Origin of the sequence: Pseudomonas sp. IT-P171 (assembly GCF_949767765.1) — a bacterium.
Classification (GTDB): Bacteria; Pseudomonadota; Gammaproteobacteria; order Pseudomonadales; family Pseudomonadaceae; genus Aquipseudomonas; species Aquipseudomonas fluorescens_B.
On sequence record NZ_CATKQN010000022.1, the window covers coordinates 193,772 to 210,503 of the forward strand.

12 protein-coding genes are annotated in these 16,732 nt (G+C 58.6%); 8 read left to right on the top strand and 4 right to left on the bottom strand.

Annotated features, from left to right (window positions below; genetic code table 11):
* Positions 1-31: 31 nt before the first annotated feature.
* Positions 32-1,414, bottom strand: coding sequence for a carbohydrate porin (locus ACM6I5_RS15950; protein ID WP_414884202.1), 1,383 nt, complete (start codon positions 1,412-1,414; stop codon positions 32-34).
* Positions 1,415-1,699: 285 nt separating this feature from the next.
* On the opposite strand from ACM6I5_RS15950, the gene ACM6I5_RS15955 reads away from it, so the two are divergent.
* Both ACM6I5_RS15955 and ACM6I5_RS15960 read left to right on the top strand, forming a co-directional pair.
* Complete coding sequence (locus ACM6I5_RS15955) at positions 1,700-1,930, top strand: VF530 family DNA-binding protein (protein ID WP_017340621.1); 231 nt, start codon at positions 1,700-1,702, stop codon at positions 1,928-1,930.
* Positions 1,931-1,932: 2 nt separating this feature from the next.
* Positions 1,933-2,568, top strand: a complete 636-nt coding sequence (locus tag ACM6I5_RS15960) for a Pr6Pr family membrane protein (protein WP_031319104.1) — start codon at positions 1,933-1,935, stop codon at positions 2,566-2,568.
* A 35-nt stretch (positions 2,569-2,603) separates the two neighbouring features.
* Here the strand turns inward: ACM6I5_RS15960 and ACM6I5_RS15965 are convergent, their stop codons facing one another.
* Together ACM6I5_RS15965 and ACM6I5_RS15970 are read right to left on the bottom strand one after the other, a co-directional pair.
* Entirely contained in the window at positions 2,604-3,389 is a 786-nt protein-coding gene (locus tag ACM6I5_RS15965; RefSeq protein ID WP_414884203.1) for a siderophore-interacting protein, read from the bottom strand.
* Positions 3,386-3,961 carry a PadR family transcriptional regulator gene (locus tag ACM6I5_RS15970; RefSeq protein ID WP_017340618.1) on the bottom strand — a complete coding sequence of 192 codons (576 nt, stop codon included), beginning with the start codon at positions 3,959-3,961 and terminating at the stop codon, positions 3,386-3,388. Before ACM6I5_RS15970 ends, ACM6I5_RS15965 begins: the two co-directional genes overlap by 4 nt.
* 507 nt (positions 3,962-4,468) lie before the next feature.
* Here ACM6I5_RS15970 and ACM6I5_RS15975 point away from each other — a divergent pair.
* The 6 genes from ACM6I5_RS15975 to ACM6I5_RS16000 all read left to right on the top strand — a co-directional run bounded on the left by ACM6I5_RS15975 (position 4,469) and on the right by ACM6I5_RS16000 (position 11,497).
* Positions 4,469-4,960, top strand: coding sequence for a CS1 type fimbrial major subunit (locus ACM6I5_RS15975; RefSeq protein ID WP_414884205.1), 492 nt, complete (start codon positions 4,469-4,471; stop codon positions 4,958-4,960).
* Positions 4,961-5,063: 103 nt separating this feature from the next.
* A complete protein-coding gene (locus ACM6I5_RS15980) occupies positions 5,064-7,586 on the top strand; it encodes a TcfC E-set like domain-containing protein (RefSeq protein ID WP_414884267.1) in 2,523 nt (840 codons plus the stop codon).
* Positions 7,587-7,621: 35 nt separating this feature from the next.
* On the top strand, positions 7,622-8,893 hold the full coding sequence (locus tag ACM6I5_RS15985; RefSeq protein ID WP_193393038.1) for a hypothetical protein: 1,272 nt from the start codon (positions 7,622-7,624) through the stop codon (positions 8,891-8,893).
* 43 nt (positions 8,894-8,936) lie between these two features.
* The gene (locus ACM6I5_RS15990; RefSeq protein ID WP_414880563.1) at positions 8,937-9,677 is read left to right on the top strand and encodes a molecular chaperone; all 741 of its coding nucleotides are present in this window, start codon (positions 8,937-8,939) and stop codon (positions 9,675-9,677) included.
* A gap of 5 nt (positions 9,678-9,682) precedes the next feature.
* The gene (locus ACM6I5_RS15995) at positions 9,683-10,183 is read left to right on the top strand and encodes a CS1 type fimbrial major subunit (RefSeq protein WP_031319102.1); all 501 of its coding nucleotides are present in this window, start codon (positions 9,683-9,685) and stop codon (positions 10,181-10,183) included.
* Positions 10,184-10,249: 66 nt separating this feature from the next.
* On the top strand, positions 10,250-11,497 hold the full coding sequence (locus ACM6I5_RS16000; RefSeq protein WP_414884268.1) for a hypothetical protein: 1,248 nt from the start codon (positions 10,250-10,252) through the stop codon (positions 11,495-11,497).
* 45 nt (positions 11,498-11,542) lie between these two features.
* Here ACM6I5_RS16000 and ACM6I5_RS16005 read toward each other — a convergent pair whose 3' ends face one another.
* Positions 11,543-16,618: an NEL-type E3 ubiquitin ligase domain-containing protein gene (locus ACM6I5_RS16005; protein WP_414884206.1), complete on the bottom strand. Its 5,076-nt coding sequence runs from the start codon at positions 16,616-16,618 to the stop codon at positions 11,543-11,545.
* Between the last annotated feature and the right edge of the window lie 114 nt (positions 16,619-16,732).

Genomic DNA, 16,732 nt, shown 5'->3' on the forward strand with positions numbered 1-16,732 from the left:
AATTGGGTTCGTTGATGCAAGTCCCTGTGGGTTAGAACGACGACTGGACCTTGATCCCGCCAATCAGCGCGTCATCGACCTTGTCCACGCCACCGGGGTGGCGGATGTATTGCAGGTTCGGGCGCACGGTCAGCCAGTTCGTGACGTGCACGCCGTAATAGAGTTCGGCGCTGTATTCGGTGTCTTGCGGTGGCAGGAAGGACGGGTCGTCGAAGTCGTAGACCGCACGGGCCTGATTGCTCGCCTCGGCGTTCTTGCGGTACGCCGGATTGACATGAACCCGGGCCATCGCGAAACCGATGTCATCCTTGGTCCGTGCATCGAACAAGCCTTTGTAGACGACGCCCGCCTGCACATAGTTGTCGATGGCGTTGGTCTTCTTGTCGTGCATCGTGCCGTTGGCGAACACGCTCAGGCCACGGGAGTGGTCGCTGGCACGGCTGGTCAGTTGCTGCTGCACACCGAGCCACACGCCGTGCTTGCTGGACGCGCTGCGGTAGGCCTCGCCACTCAGGGCGGCGGGCTGGCCATTGCGGTCCTTGTAGGCGTCGCTGGCGTTGGCGTTGCTGTAGTAATAACCGGCGCGGTATTCCCCCGGCAGGCCGTTGAGCTTGGGTGTCCAGACCAGTTCCACCGGCAGGATCGCGCCCTGGGTGCCGCTGCCGCTGAGCTTGAAACCATTGTCGCGATCCAGGTTCGACGGGTTCTGCTCATACGCGCCGACTTGCGCGTACAGCTCTGGCGTCAGGTGATATTTGACCCGCATCGCCCATTGGCTGACCGGCCAGTTGTACCAGATGCCGCCGACCCAGTTACCGACCTGAGAGCCGCAGAACGCCAGGTTCTGGAAGTCGCAGGGGAAGCTGTTGAAGTCTTCGCCTTCGCCGAAACGGCCGACCTTGATGTCGAGCTTGCGGTCGAAGAATTTCTGCTGATACCACATCTGCGTCAGGCGCCAGGTTTGCCCGCGGCCCCAGACTTCCTGAGCGGAAGTGAAACCACCGACCCGTGGATCGTTGATGCGGTCGTTGCTGATGTTGTTGCCGTTGCGCTCGGTGATGGTCAGCTGAAATTCAGCGTCGTCCCAGCCCAGGATCTTTTGCAGATCGAGGTGTGCGCCGAGGCCGAACTGATCGCTGTAGCGTGCGGTGCGATCGTGGTCGTAGCCGCCGTGCAGATTGCTGCCCATTTCGCCGGTGTAATCGACTTTGAAGTCGTAGCCTTTTTCCGAAAGCTCGGTGCGCGTGCCGTTCCAGTCGCCGAGCATCCAAGGCGATTCGCTATCAAAGGCCGGTGCAGCCTGAGCGCAGGTGGCGAGACCCATTGCGGTGAATCCGCCGACCAGGTTCAAGGCTTTTCGGCTGGCAACAGCAAGGCAGACAGCGCTGTCTCGCGAAGATTGAAAATAAGGCATAGAGAAGAAATTCTTGGTCTTTTTCTAGGGAGTGAACGGGGAACAGCAGGATTGAAGCGAATGGAAGAATCGTTTCAGCTTGTCGGGGCGCAAGGATAATGTTCTGTTACAAATAGAGAAAGCGCTTTTACCGACATGAATTCTTTCGGATTTGGTAACAGTGTCGCGGGGCGATCTGTCGCAGTTCACCTACATTTAACAGATAGCGCGCACAGCCCTTCCACCGGACCACCCCCTCGGATAAGGTGCGCGCCTTGCATTTCATTCATCGCTCGAAGGCCCGGCATGACCGAACAGAACAACAACCCGCTGCACGGCGTGACGCTGGAGCAGATCCTGAACACTCTGGTGGAACATTACGAATGGACGGGGCTGGCCGAGCGCATCGATATCCGCTGCTTCAAGAGTGATCCGAGCATCAAGTCGAGCCTGACGTTCCTGCGCAAGACCCCGTGGGCGCGGGAAAAAGTCGAGCGGTTGTATGTGAAGTTGATGCGCACCAAGCGACCGCTCTGAACATGGTCAGCCAGTCTGCCGCGAGGCGTCGTTTTGTGGCGGTGGCGGTGCTGCTCGGCTGGGCAGGATTGAGCATTCAGCTGTACCTGATTTTCTATTCGCGCTGGGCCCTGGGCGCCAGTTTGCTGGGTGGGCTGCTGAGCTTTTTCAGCTATTTCACTGTGCTCACCAATACGTTGGTGGCCACTGTGCTGACCTGCGCACTGACGTCCCGCGAATCCGCTGCACGGCGCTGGTTTTTGCAACCGTGGGTGAGCAGCGGGATTGCCGTGAGCATCGCCGTGGTCGGCCTGGCCTACAACGTCCTGTTGCGCCATCTGTGGCATCCCGAAGGCTGGCAATGGCTGGCCGATGAGCTGCTGCACGATGTCATGCCGTTGCTGTTTCTGGCCTGGTGGTGGTTGTGCGTGCCCAAAGGCACCTTGCGTCTGCGGCACATCGCGCTGTGGGTGATTTACCCGTTGGTGTATTTCGCGTATGCACTGCTGCGCGGGCATCTGCTGGCGACTTATCCATACCCGTTCATTGATGTGGATACGCTGGGTTATCCACAGGTGTTTGTGAATGCCGGGGGATTGTTGGCGGGGTTTGTGCTGATTGCCTTGGTGGTGATCGCGTTGGATCGCCGTCGAGGCTGATCACACTGACGTCTGATCAACCCTGACCTGCGTTGTTACTCCTCGTCGCTGTCGTCCAGCCGCCAATAGCCGACGGCTTTGAGGAATTGATCGTTCAGCCCGTGCACGTCCAGCAATACCCGACGAATCTGCCGTGACACTTTGCTCTCTGTGGCCACCCACGTGTACAGATGGCCGGCGGGTATCTGCAATTCCTTCACCGTGGTCAGCAGATTGTTCCTGCCACCGTCGCGCAACACCCAGATCACATTGACCTGCGCCGGGCTTTCGAGCTTCTGCTGTTCCGCGCCGTTCTCCACCTCAATGATCACCAGCGCTCGCCGATTGGCCGCCAAACCCTCCAGACGCCGCGCAATCGCGGGAATTGCCGTCTCATCGCCGATCAGCAAATAGCTGTCGAACATGTCCGGTACGATCATCGATCCCCGTGGCCCACCGATGTGCAGGAATTGCCCGGGCCTGGCCTGCTCGGCCCAGGTCGAGGCAGGGCCGTCGCCGTGCAGGACGAAGTCGATGTCCAGTTCCAGCGTGTCCAGGTCATAGCGCCGCGGGGTGTAGTCGCGCATCGCCGGCATCGGCCCGTTGTCTTTGCCCGCACCGAGAACCAGGGTTTCCAGCGCCGCTTGTTCTGTCGCGTTCTGCGGGAACAGCAGTTTGACGTGGTCGTCTGTGCCCAGGCTGATGAAGCCGGCCAGTTCAGGGCCGCCCAGGGTAATCCGGCGCATGCGCGGGGTCAGGTCAACCACGCGCAAGACTTCCAGGCGGCGGCGTTTGATTTCATGCATGACGCGGTGAATGGTGTGCTCGATCACTTCAGTCATTCAGCTTTCTCCGCAGGGGATTGAACCAAGGGACCATCAACGATGGCTTTGGCGGTGTCGTTGAGCAAAGCGGCGACCCGCAGGATTTCTTCGGGACTCCAGCGACCGTGGTGCAGTTGTAACGCATGACGCAGGTTATGCACCGCTTCGTGAATTTCGGCCGGACGGTCATGGCCGCGTAACGAGCGCTTGCTGACATCGATGCGCATGCGCACCCCGTCCAGTGCAACCGCTTGCTCACTTAAAGACAGACGTCCGGTCTCGGTCACGCTGTAGCGTTTTTTCCCGCCTTCGGCGTCGCCCTGGATCATTTCGCTTTCTTCCAGGAAGGTCAGGGTCGGGTAGATCACGCCGGGGCTGGGGCTGTAGGCACCGTCGAACATACCTTCGATCTGACGGATCAAGTCATAGCCGTGGCAGGGCCGTTCGGCGATGAGCGCGAGCAGCAGCAATTTCAGATCGCCGGGGGCAAACACCCGGGGGCCTCGGCCGCCACGCTCGCGACCGGGGCGTTTCTCGAAGCCGTCGCGGCCGTCACCGTGTTCGCGGTGGGGGGAATGATGGTCTCTCATTTTTTCCTTGTCTCTGGCGTGTTTAGATACAACTTAAGATATATCGTAATGGCAAGGCAAGCGAACAGGACCAACGGTCGTCGCCGAAGGACGTAGGGCGGACTTCAGTGCAGGGGTGGGAAAACGCCGTTTTGTGGCTTGCTGTTTTAGAGTGGTTGATCTAATTGTGCGCAACTAACAGCGGGAATTTTTAATAGTTACGCCTGAGTAGTCTTTTTCTCACAGAACATTTGTTTCTATTTCTCTGTATGCTTTTTTTATTAAAACTGTTTGTAGTATGTTTCTGTCGGGTTAACGGATTAATTATTGAATTTCAGGTTTTTTCTTTCTTGTTATGGGCTGTTGTGACTACATGTTCTTCGGAAGTTTCGTACTTACTTTCTACGAAAATTGGTCGATCATTCTCTGCGTTGAAAGTTGAGCCAAATTGCCACTATCTAAGTCCGCTATTTGCATCGCTCACGCTTTCCACGGACCAATCACTTTGAAAAAGACAGGTACTCAACAATGTTCAAGAAGTTTGCAATCGCCGTTCCGATGACCCTCCTGGCCCTGAGTTCTTCGATGGCGTTCGCTGCGGAAGAATCGCGCTCCTCGATCAACATTACCGCGGAAATCCCGAGCTCGATCTTTTATGCCCAGCCTGTAAACCCGGACTTTGGTAAAGACGAGAGAATGCAATACCGCGTCCTTGACGGAACCCTGACAGACGTGGTTGGCATGTACGATATCAAACACACCGAAGGTTCGGTGAACGCTTACGTCGAAGGCGGCCCGCAACCCTTGTTCAACGGTAATACGGCGAAAAACATTCCCCTGACTTACACCTTCAATGGAAAAGTATTGACCGGTACCACTCAGGAGGTGGTAGGTGACACCGAATCCAATGGCGGCATGCGCGCGGAGCTGCGTATATCCGCCGCCAAACCGGCTGCCGACCAGAATGGCCTGTACACCGTTAGTCCTACCGTGATTTTCGACGCTGTCCCCCGCATTTAAGTCTTGAACCAAGGCTCGTCCTGCTTGGTAGCCTGACCGGTCGGCAGGCAAGTTTTTGTCTGTCGATCGGCTTTAACGAATTTATCCATTGAGTATTTTGTTCATGTTCCCGATGACTCCCATCGCGACGGCGCTTGCCCTTTTTTTTTGCGCATCGGCCTTGGCCGCACCCATGGAAAACGGCAATACACCGAGAAGTTTGTTGGCGCAGGCCAAGGGGCTGCCAAGCGAGTTTGAAGAACACTTCTTTGATGTGCCGCTGGCGGTGCGCGTGGAACGTGACCAACAATTTCTCGGTGAGGCGATGGTCGTGTTAACCCGCGACGACCGCATCACCCTCGTTGACTTCACCGATGTCAGCGACAGCACGATCAAAGCCAGTGAACGCGAGACCTGGACCAATTACCTGAAACAAGGCGTGGCGCTGGGCGACTGCAAGGCGAAATGCCCCGAGCAGCTATTGGCCGTGTACTACAGCCTGGAAAACTCGCTGGTGTCGATTCTCACGGAAAACGCCGAACGCGACGATCAGGTCCAGCGTTATTACAACCAGCCCGAAGGCGGCAGCACCGGGTTGATCGTGCGCAATCAGCTGAACCTCAACGGTGGCCAGAACCAGGACCTCGGTGGTCGTTACGGTCTGGAAGCCAGCAGCAGTCTCGGTAACTGGACTCAAGCGGTGAACCTGCAACTGTCGCGACTGGGCGGTGTGGACAATCAGCTTTATCACGCCGTGCACGAGCTCTACACACAGCGCGAACTGGAAGGCAATTTGCTGCGCCTGGGTTTATTCACGCCCAACTCGGAAGGCCTGACCCGTCAGCCGCGCTCCTTTGGCGCCAGCCCCGATACCGCGCTGGGCGTCATGTACGGCAGCTCCGACAGCCTGGCCATCAACAACCCGAAACCGGCGGTCTACCCGATCTACGTCACGGCCAATCGGCAGGGTTCGGTGGAAATCTATCGCGACGGTTTGCTGATCAATACTCAGGCGATACCGGCCGGTTTGCAGACCCTCGATACGCGGCCACTGCCCGGTGGCATTTATGAAGTGGAAGTGCGTCTGATCGAAGATGGCCAGATCACCTCCAGCACGCAGGAACTGGTCTATAAACCCAACAACTGGCGCAATCATGACGAGCGCTGGCGCTACAACCTGTTCGCCGGGCGTGAATCGAAAATGCTCAGCAACTGGGATGATCAGGCTGACGGCGAGATGACGGCCGGCGCCGCATTCAACTTCCTGCTGCACCCGCGGGTTATCCTCGGCCTGTCGGGCCGACAGGTGAAAGACACCCTGCAATACGGCACGTCGGTCGACTGGGCGATCGTCAACAACGCGAGTGTCTATGCCAACGTCTACAAGACCGAGGACTACGGCACCGGCCTCGACGTGCAGGGTCTTTATTCTTACGGCAGCGGCAGTATCGTCGCCAGCCACAATCGCAGCTGGCTCGACACCACCCGACTCTACGACACGCTGCCGGACGGCACGCGAGTGCGGCAACGCAACGTATTTATCGGCCAGACCAGTAACTCTTCGCTGTCGGTGAACCATCGGCTCACCAGTAAAAGTTCGGTCAATGCCCGGGTGTCCCACAGCGAGGGCAACACCGAAGGCGTTGGCGTGGATCTGGGCTGGAGCCAGCGCGGCCGATTGTTCGGCAGCGACGCCAACTGGCGCTTGTCGCTGTTCGACAGACCGGGCAGCTTCAGCTCGGGGAATGACCGTAATCGCGGCGTCGACCTGAGCCTCAACATTGCCCTGGGCGGTCCGGGCGAACAGATCTCCGGCAGCATCGGCACTCGTACCGATCGCGACGGCGGGCGCGATAACAATGCTTCGGTCACCTACCGCAAAGACTTGCAGGATCACCTACTGCAAAGCGTTTCCGCCACGGCCATCACCGACACCTATGGTATCGGCATGAACGCGATGGCGACGATGCAATCGGACCTGGCCAACGCCGACGGATTTATCCAGCGTTCCTCTTACAACAACGACTTCACCGGTGGCCTGAACCTCGACAGCACCGTCGCCGTCGGCGGGCAAAAAATGGTCATGACCAGCCAGTACCACCGCAACGGTGCGGGCATGATCATCGATGTCGAATCGGACATCGATGACATCGCCCTGCGTGCCGACGACTTGAGCGGCGGCAGCGCGATACTCAAGCCGGGGCGCAATTTCGTACCGATCACGGCTTACAAAAGCAGCTCGGTCAGTTTCGATTTCGAGGGCAATCACGTTCCGGCTGCAACCATCCAGCCGGCGCGCTCCAGCTACCACCTGAACAAGGGCGGCGTGGACTATCGCCAGATTCGCGTGATGAAAACCCTCACCGTGCTCGGTCGTCTGATCGACCCTCAGGGCAAGCCGCTCAAGGGCCACCACATCATCAACCACGCCAGCCGTGGGGTTAGTGAAGTGGACGGCTTCTTCTCCATGGAAATGAACGCTGGTTCCCCGACCCTGGAAGTGCGCCACGGCAACCAGTTGTTGTGCCAGTTCCGCCTCGACCCGAGCAATGGCCGCGCGGAAAACAACGTGCTGATGATCGGCGACCTGCGTTGCACGCCGGACACCCTGGCGGACGTCGCCGATGCTGTGCAGAGGGCGGGTTGATGGACGCTGCTCAATTTCCTGGAGTTTTTAATGTGCTGAAATCATTGACTGCCCTCGGGCGTACGAGCACCAGCGCCTTGCTCCTTGGCGCCTGCCTGATCGTTTCGGCTCCGCAGATCGAGGCCAGGGTTATGCCGATTACAGCCACCTTCAACCCTGACCCGAGCAATCCGCAGAAGAATGAGTTCAGGAATACCACGCCTAATCAGGGCTTCTGTCGCAACTATCCCGCCATCTGCAAGACTCACAATATTTTCAGCCTGCGCTCCCACGTGGGGAATGTTCCGTTCGGTGGTCCCATCCTGCCCAATCACCAGGATGTGCGACAGGGCGCGATGATCAAGACGCCCGCCGCGTGGCGTTCGTTGACGGTCCTTAATCGTGACACCGGCGAGCTCGCCGAGGTGGAAATCCGTATAGCCGGGCTGGGCGGTGTTCACAACCTCAGTAATGATGTAAGACAGCTTACCGGCGAAACAAACACCAATATGGCTCACAGCGTGCTGTGGGGTGGCACCAGTTGGCAAACGGCGCCCAGTCCATGCGTGGCGATTGGCCCAAATAATCAATACGGATTTACCGGTTATCAGTTCTTCTGGCTGACGCCTCAGGAAACGGTGTGTGCGAAACAGGCGAAGTTTCTTATTCCCGGTTTCAATTTCAGCTATCTGGATTTCACCTACGAGCTGCGCACCCCTGACCCGCTGAAAATGTCCACCGGGGTGTACACCGGGACCCAGGTGTACACGATCGGCCCGGGCGGCGACTTCGATCTGGGTGACATCGTTGTGCCCTCGGACAACATCATCCAGCTCGACTTCACCCTCACCGTCGAGCACACCCTCAAAGTCGAAGTCCCGCCGGGTGGCAATCGCGTCGAACTGGTGCCACAAGGCGGCTGGCAGGCCTGGCTGCAACAGGGCCGCAGACCCACGCGGCTGTTCCGTGACCAGACCTTCAACATCTCGGCCAGTTCGCGCTTCAAGATGAAACTCGAATGTGAGCACACCCAGGACAGCAGGACTTGCTCGTTGCGCGAGCCGGTATCCGGCAATTTCGTGCCGCTGAACGTCAGCGTCAGCCTGCCCCGTGGCTTGAGCGATGCAAGCGGCAGAGCCGTCGAACGGCGGCCCTTGCTGATGGATGGCAGCGGTACCGAACTGTTCCAGCCGGCGTTTTACGTGGAGCGCAGACCCGGAACGCTGCACTTCGAGATTCCTTCCCGCGAAGTGGAGCAGATGCTGCAACCGGGTCATCAGCGACAGTATTCCGGGACTGTGACGGTTGTCTGGGATTCGGAAGTTTAGCGGGTCGCACTTTGCTGTAGTTCATTTGACGAGGTTCAGAACAATGAAATCCCTGTTGGCACTGTTTGGTTTTTTACTGGTTGCACAAATCGCACACGCTGGGCCGAGCATCAATATCGGCACGGTTTACGACTATCTGGATGGCGACAAAAGTACGTTCTTGAAACGCGTGTTCAACGGCGGCGACAGCACCGCGTTCGTCAAGGTCAACATCCTGGAAATCCTTTATGACGCCGACGGCAAGTCGCAGGAAGTGCCGCTCGAATCCAGTGCCGACGGCAGCGCCCGGGACGGCTTGATGGCCAGCCCGGCGCGGCTGATCGTGCCCGCCGGTGGCATGCAGGGCACGCGACTGCTGTACATGGGCGAGCGTGATCGCGAGCGATACTTCCGCGTGCGTTTCGTGCCGGTGGTGCCCGAGAAGGAAGACGAATTCGCGGTCTCGGGTGAAGAACGCGAGGAATACAAGAAAACCCTCTCCGCCGGCGTCACGGTGCTGGCCGGGTATGGCGCGGTGTTTTTCGTCCGTCCCAAGGATACGCGTTACGCCAGCGTGATCGAGAACGACGCGAGCCGTTACCGTATCCGCAACAACGGCAACACCGTGGTGGTGATCGACGAATTCAAGGACTGCGCGGTCAAGAAAGAACAGGACTGCCAGCCGACTACCAAGCATCACATTCTGGCGGGCCGCAGTTTCGAGTTCGAGAAACAGGCCGGTCGCGAGTATCGCTTCACCCTGGTTGAAGGCGAGAGCAGCAAGAAACTCGACGTGAAAGGCTGATGATCATGTTCAGAAAACTGATGGTATTGCTGATGCCAGCGCTGGTTCTGTGGGCAAGCAGTTCGGCGTTTGCCGCTCGCGAGGTGCATCAATTCGACGTGTTCGTGACGATCCCGAGCCAGGCGTTCTACGTCATCCCCGCTGACCCTGGCTGGATTCATCGCGAACAGAAATTGCCATGGAATCTGGCGACCTCGACGTTGGGCAGCTTGCGCAAGTATTTCGATGTCAAGAATGAGTCCGGTTCCATCGAAGCCCGCCTTGAGGGCAGGCCCTATCTGTCCAACGGGACGGATGCCCATGACATTGGTTTGCGCGTGCTGTTCAACGGCCATGTGCTGAATGAACTGAACAGTAGCGAGGTGGTGTCGATGAGCGATGCCGCGCCGGGTAAACGTGTGTTGCTGGAGATCGTGCCGATGCCGCCTGTGGATGGGATTTATAAACCGGGCAGCTATTTCGGCAGCGTCAATTTGATTTTCAACGCAGTGCTGCCGGGTGCGTGATGCCATGCAGGATTGGCTGTTGACCTGACTCGTTTCAGAGGAAAAAACATGAATCATTCACATGGCATGGGGCGGCAGGTACTTTGCTGTGTCGGGATCGGGATTTTATCGTTGCTCACCTGTTCTTCAGCCTGGTCGGAAGAAGTCTCGATCCTGGCGTCGTTCAGACCGGATTCTGCAAACCCTCAGCAGAATAAATTCAGGAATGACACACCTTCCAGTGGTTATTGCGCGAGTTACCCTGGCGAGTGCCGTGACAACGACATGTTCAGCCTGCGCGTGCCGATTCAGTTCAGCTCCAATGCGCCGATCCAGGCGAATCACCCGTCGTCGCGCCAGGGTGCCACGTTCAAGGTCCCTGCACAGTGGCGTGAGTTGTCCGTGGTGCATGAAACGACGGGCGAACCCGAGACGGTCAAGGTTCGAATTGCAGGTCTGGGCTCCCGGTATGTGACGGAGGACGTTCTCAGTCTTGTCGGTGGAGGGAGCAGCTATCAACTTGCTCACGCTCAACTCTGGGGCGCCAGTTGGGTGTATGCGCCCGCTCCCTGTCTTTACAGTGGCGTAGGGCTTGTGGGGTCGAATACCTATGGCTTTTTCTGGAAAACACCCGCGGAGGCCAGCTGCGATAAGCAGGCCAGGTTCAACGTGCCCTGGTTGCGTTACAGCTATCTGGCTTTCGCCTATGAACTGATCACACCGAACCCGTTGGGCATGTCTTCGGGCCGTTATTCGGGACGCCTGACCTACAGCGTCGGACCGAACGGCGATTTCGATATGGGTGACGTCATGCAGCCAACCGATTCGACACTCCTGCTGAATTTCACGCTGGAAGTGCAACACACCCTCAAGGTCGAGATCCCACCGGGTGGCAATCGCGTTGAACTGGTCCCGCAGGGCGGCTGGCAAGCGTGGCTGACGCAGGGGCGCAAGCCGACACGGCTGTTCCGGGATCAGACGTTCAATGTGTCTTCGTCGAGTCGCTTCAAGATGAACCTCGACTGCCAGTACACCATGGACGGTAACCGCTGTTCGGTGCGCGACCCGGTTTCCGGTCATTTCGTACCGCTCGACGTCAGCGTGACCCTGCCCAATGGCCTGGTGGATGCCACCGCGCAACCGGTCAACCGCCGACCGTTGCGGCGCGACGGCATTGGCACCGAACTGTTCCAGCCACGCTTTTATGTCGATCGCAGGCCGGGAACATTGCACTTCGAGATTGCCCGGGACGAGGTCGAGGAAATGCTCAAGCCCGGTATCGCCCGATCCTACTCCGGCCTTGTCACGGTCGTCTGGGATTCGGAAGTGGGTTAAGGGTTGAACCCTGATGCATCACTCGATGCATCAGGGTTTTGCCGATTACGGCTGTGCGTCTTTTTGCAGCGCTGCACGGGTCAGCTTTCTGCTCAGCTCTTTTTCTTCGTAGCCCATGTCGTGAAGCAATCCGCCGTAGACCTCATCGGTCATGTCTTGATCAGTCAGTACCACGCTCTCATCAATATCCAGTCGGCGAGCGAGGTCCAGCAGGCGTTGTTTGAGTGCGCGTCGTTGCGCAATCTGCTGGCCTTTGGCGTTGGCCCAGGCGTGTTGGACTTCGCGCAACGCTTCCAGCAAGTCGCTCCTGGCTTCGTACAGCCGGGTGTTGCGCCGGAACTCGTTCGGGTAGGTGTCACGCAGGTATTTCTGCCAGAACGGCTGTTCCAGCATGTCGTTGACCAAGCCATCGCCCGCTTCCATCGACATCACCGTCTCGAAGGCCGTGTCGAGGGTTTCGGCGCTTACGCCGGCTACACGGCGATACAGCATCGACTCCGATTGCCAGGGTAAACCGAGGCGCTGGGCCAGGCCGGTTTCGTAGGCGAGGTACACCTCCACTTCATCGGGATTGCCGGGCCGGCTGCCGAAATCGGCACGGGCAATGTCATCCACGCGCGCAAGGCGAGCGGCGCCCTTTGCCAGGTTCACCAGTTTGCTTTCAAGGACGGCGTTGGACGTCGACAGGGCATAGGCTTCGGAGGCGAGCACCTTGATGCCCATGTGGTTGAACACCTGGGCCCCGGCATCGGCGCAGGTGGTGGGCGCCCTGGCCATTTCGAACAGATCCTTGCGCAACCCGGTGTCCAGATCGATGGCTTCGATCATGCGCCATACCCGGCTGCTGAGCTGTTGGCGCAATTCGCCGCCGGCCCGGTAATCGGCCGAGCGGGTCTGCTTCTGGATCAAGGCAAAGAAATCTTCAGAGCCAGGCTCGGTCATCAGATCGTGCCAGGCTTCCTCCCGAAAAGTCCCCAGCCCTGAGACCTCGGCACTCCACCAGACCGAGTCGTCTTTCATCGGCCACAGGTTCATCGTGTCTCGTGCAGCGTCGGCGTAGACCTGTTTGGGTGCGATGCCGACTGACCGTCGATACGCTTTGAAAATGACCAGGTTTTTGTCCGAGAGTTGCTTTTCGTACAAGCGGGTCCGCGCCAGGAGGAAGGCATCCTCGGAGCCGGGTACAACCGTCGGAATGACGCTGATCGGGTTCTCCTGCAAATCCAGAAAAAAGCCACGGGGTCGACGCTTGTTGAAGGGGCCGAACAGGCCATCGGGCCAGGTGGTGGCCCCGGTGTTGCTCAAGCTCAGGATTCTCAGTTTGGGCATGCGCCCGACGTCCGGGAGCCTGCCCAGTTGCCTGTTGTCATCGAGCCTGAGGGTTTCCAGGCGTGTCAGGTTGCGCAGTTGCTCGACGGCGGACGGGGTCAACGTGATGTCGTTGTTCATCAGCCGCAAGGTTTGCAGGTGGTGCATCTTGCCAATGGTTTCGGGCAGTCGCGTCAACCCGCAACTGCGGGCGCTCAGTTGCCGCAGATGAGGGAAGTCGTTCAACAGGCCGGAGGCGGTTTCAGAAAAGGTCGTGCGGTCCAGATTCAAGGTGCTGATCTGATCGAGGTAGTGTCTGATCTCCGGCAGATCCTTCCACCAGCGTTCGAGGTCGAGCACCTCGAACTCCGTGGACAGGTCCAGCGCATAACCGCCGTCGGCTGTGAGACTGCGCTCACCAAAGACCGTGGACTTGCGTTTGAAACAATCGATGAACCGTTCAACGATGTGCAATCCGCCGCTGTTCATGAATCCGCGTTGATCCGGGCCCCAACTGTCCGGCTGCTGGTAGCGCCAGCGATTGAACAGCACCCGCAGGTCATCCAGTTCGCGGTCCAGTCGGGTCAGTGTCTGATGCCCCTGTTCCTGCGATCCCAGGGAGCGGACGAAGGTATTGACCTCGCGTTCGTTGAAGTGGGGGTATATATCCTGCACCCGTTCGGTGAGTGTGGCGGCTGTCGTGGAGAAACCGGGGCCGCGCAACAGCATCATGGCTTCGTGGTCCGCCGTCGGGCGGATCGGCGGTGCGGCGAGGGCAGTGCGGCGCTGCGCCGGTGTCTCGGTCTTGGCCATCACCCATTGCTTGAGAAAGGCACCCTGGCCCGGCCGATAACCCAGCTGCGCCTGTTTGTCTTTCGGCAACGCGTTGAGGACCGCTTCGTAAAAATCCGCGGCTTCGTGCAGTTTGTGGTTGGCGGCGTCCCAGACCTCGAACTGGTTCACATCATCCTTGACCAGCACCCGGACCGTCGCCGAATCGTGTGCACCCACGCTGCTGCGCAAGGGGCCGGCATCGTTGCCTTCGCGAACCTCGATGCGCAATTGCGCGAACGTGTCGGTATGAATCCTCAATGCGTTCAGCACCAGGCGTTCGGTTTCCGCTACCCACTGCGCGCTGTCATGAAAGCCTTCGTACGCATGGTTGGTCCGGGCTTCGAAGGCCGCTTCACGCGCTCGGCTTTTCAGGCCCAACGGCAGACGTTGCTCCTCGCTCAGGCGCATGAGGTCGGCAGCGTCGGCACTGTTCAGCAGCGTCTGTGCCGCACGGCTTGGCAGCTCGGGAAATGCCTGGCGAACGAGCCGGATCTGCGGATCGTCGGACGGTTGGGCACCTTGGTAAAGCTGATTGACGATGTCAGCGTTCAGTCGACTGGCTTCGTCCGCCAGACGATCACGCAATGCTTGCACCCGTTCGCTTTTGACGGTTGACCGGCCGAGCACCGCTTGCAGCTCTTCCTCGCTGAGGAACTCGACAAGCCTGGGCGCAAACTGCTCGCTCATGAGCTGCGACTGGCTGGTGGACAGCGTCTGCGCCTGGCTCGCCTCGGCATTGCCGTACTGGCGGTACCGGCCGCTCATGTCGACGTCTTCGTAAACCTTCAGGGCTTTATCCGCCGGCCAGCCGTCCAGGTAAGTCGCCAGGGGTTCAAACCACCAGGACGCAGGATCCAGGGGCTGGCCGGTGCGAATCCGTTCAATGGCTTGTCGGGTCTGTTGCTGGATGTTCAGGCGTGTGAGGCTGTCGTCCAGTAGCGGTGGCGGGGCGGTGTTGTCGACGTACATCCGGCGCAGCGCAGCGTCGTCAGTGCCGCTGGCGATGCGAGCGTTGTCCAGTTGCAGGTCGTTGAAGCCATCCACCGAGTGGCCGAGGCGACGCATCAATGTCGGTCGATCCCATGCTCGCGGGTTCTCGGCTTCATGAGTCCAGGCACCGCGGCCGTTGTGTCTTATCTCGGGTAAATAGGCATTGTCGCGATGTGGGTGTTTGACACGGTAGTTGCCGGTTTGCGGGTCCTTTTGCACGGCGTAGTGCTTGGCATCCAGTGGCAGAATGTCCTGGCCTTCGTGGGCATGCAGTCCCAGCGCGTCAGGGCTGGCGTCAGCCGGCAACTTCACATCGGCCCGCTCATAAGGCTTGAGGTCGGGATGCCACAGCCGGGGTTCGCCGTTGGGCAGGGTGACCGGTTTCATGCCTTCGATCAGCGGCGACAGTTTCAGGCGTGCAAGGTTTCCGATCTTCGCGCCAGCGGCAAACGCCACCAGCGAAAGAACGTCCGAGACCACACCGGCAATATGTTCGCCGGCTTCGGTCCACATCCCGAAGGTCATGTCGACAATGCCTTCGACGACGTCGCTGGTCATCTGATACACGGAGTAGGCCATCATCATTTCACCCAGCCCGGGAACGAACGGCGTGACGACCATCAGGGCGATGTTGAAGATGTCCGAGACTATTTTCTTGAAGTTATCCCACCAGGCCCATCGGGCATTGGAATCGGCATCGGCGGTGGACACCGCAATGTGCCGGGCGTCATTAAGGACTTTGTTGAGTTTTTGCTGGAAGAGGTACTCCCAGAGTTCGCCGGGAATCGGTGCGGCCTTGACATGCAGATTAGGGTTGTCAACCGGCACTTCCCGCCAACTCGGCCCCTGGTCCAGCGGCTCTTTCTGATGCCATTTCACCTCGAACAGACGTTGTTGCAGCCCACCGAAAAAATGCCCTCGATCTGATTGATCGACGAACCGGCTGAAGTATTGCTGGTAGGTCATGCCGGTGGACGATGCGATGTCGTTGTCGCGCAACTGACGCGTCAGTTCATTCATGAACGCGACGGTCGAGGGGTACTCTTTCAACGGGTGCTCAGGGTCCTGCGGGACGTAAACAATCACCGGTGTCACGTCACGGATGCGTTGTTCCGGCCTCGGTGCGATCAACACGATTCCGGTCAGCAGGCTGTCGAGAATGGACAATTCGGCGAAGTGCATCACCCGGCCTTTGCGGGTCAGGTTGCGCTGGCCATCGAGCATCTTCAGGACCAGATCGCGGGCCTCGGCATCGATCTCGCCTGTCAGAACGGCCAGTTCAGCGGCCGCTTTGAACGCGGCTTTTTCGCTCTCGACGATCTTGCGTTTCAAAACAACCTGCGCGAGGCCGTCACTGGGCAGCAACTGTTCTTCGAGGTACTTCGTGTAACGCGCCCCGATATCCAGTTCGCGACAGAGGCTCTGGAACCGGGCAATGGGCATTTTGCGTTTGATCGGCAGGATGTCGAAGTGCCCGAGCGCATCAGGCTGGCTGATGTAATTCGAGTCGACCTCGCAGGTTTCCTTGCTCGAGAAGTTATGCAGTGCCGCGTCCAGCAAGGAAACGGTTCGGGTCACCACGCCGTTGATGTTGCTGGCATACCAGGGAAGCTGTTTGGGTAGATAAAGGTACAAGCAGGTTGTCTTTACATCGACGTCGACACCGAACTGTTTCAGTAACGCGTCGGTCAGCAACGGTTCGGCGAACTCGTAAACGCCTTGCACCTTTTCCATGACCTGGTCGACTGTGTCTTGAGCGGACCAGAGTTCAAGGTTGGCTTCCTGTAACGGCGTGTGATCGAAATCCCTGGTGGTCTGTACCCAATGCCCCGAAGTCGCTCGAGTGAGGCTCAGCTCCCGAATCCGTCGCAGCGAAGCACCCTTGAAAGCGGGGTGGATACGGCGCTTGATGAACGCGTAGTGGCGGCCTTTGTTGTCGTCGTCCCCGGGTGTCGGTAGCGCTGATATACGTCCGTGTAAGTCAGTCATGCTTTTCATAAACCTTGAGCATTAAGTGGAGTGACCAGCCTAACGCCCGAGGCTCAAAGTAAAAGTTTGAATTACCGCTGCTTGATCCGCGTTCCTCTGTGAAAAGACATTGGA

Coding starts and splice junctions, on each gene's coding strand:
- ACM6I5_RS15990 (WP_414880563.1), top strand. CDS start 8,937: ATGAAATCCCTGTTGGCACTGTTTGGTTTTTTACTGGTTGCACAAATC.
- ACM6I5_RS15955 (WP_017340621.1), top strand. CDS start 1,700: ATGACCGAACAGAACAACAACCCGCTGCACGGCGTGACGCTGGAGCAG.
- ACM6I5_RS15950 (WP_414884202.1), bottom strand. CDS start 1,414: ATGCCTTATTTTCAATCTTCGCGAGACAGCGCTGTCTGCCTTGCTGTT.
- ACM6I5_RS15980 (WP_414884267.1), top strand. CDS start 5,064: ATGTTCCCGATGACTCCCATCGCGACGGCGCTTGCCCTTTTTTTTTGC.
- ACM6I5_RS16000 (WP_414884268.1), top strand. CDS start 10,250: ATGGGGCGGCAGGTACTTTGCTGTGTCGGGATCGGGATTTTATCGTTG.
- ACM6I5_RS16005 (WP_414884206.1), bottom strand. CDS start 16,618: ATGACTGACTTACACGGACGTATATCAGCGCTACCGACACCCGGGGAC.
- ACM6I5_RS15995 (WP_031319102.1), top strand. CDS start 9,683: ATGTTCAGAAAACTGATGGTATTGCTGATGCCAGCGCTGGTTCTGTGG.
- ACM6I5_RS15960 (WP_031319104.1), top strand. CDS start 1,933: ATGGTCAGCCAGTCTGCCGCGAGGCGTCGTTTTGTGGCGGTGGCGGTG.
- ACM6I5_RS15965 (WP_414884203.1), bottom strand. CDS start 3,389: ATGACTGAAGTGATCGAGCACACCATTCACCGCGTCATGCATGAAATC.
- ACM6I5_RS15970 (WP_017340618.1), bottom strand. CDS start 3,961: ATGAGAGACCATCATTCCCCCCACCGCGAACACGGTGACGGCCGCGAC.
- ACM6I5_RS15975 (WP_414884205.1), top strand. CDS start 4,469: ATGTTCAAGAAGTTTGCAATCGCCGTTCCGATGACCCTCCTGGCCCTG.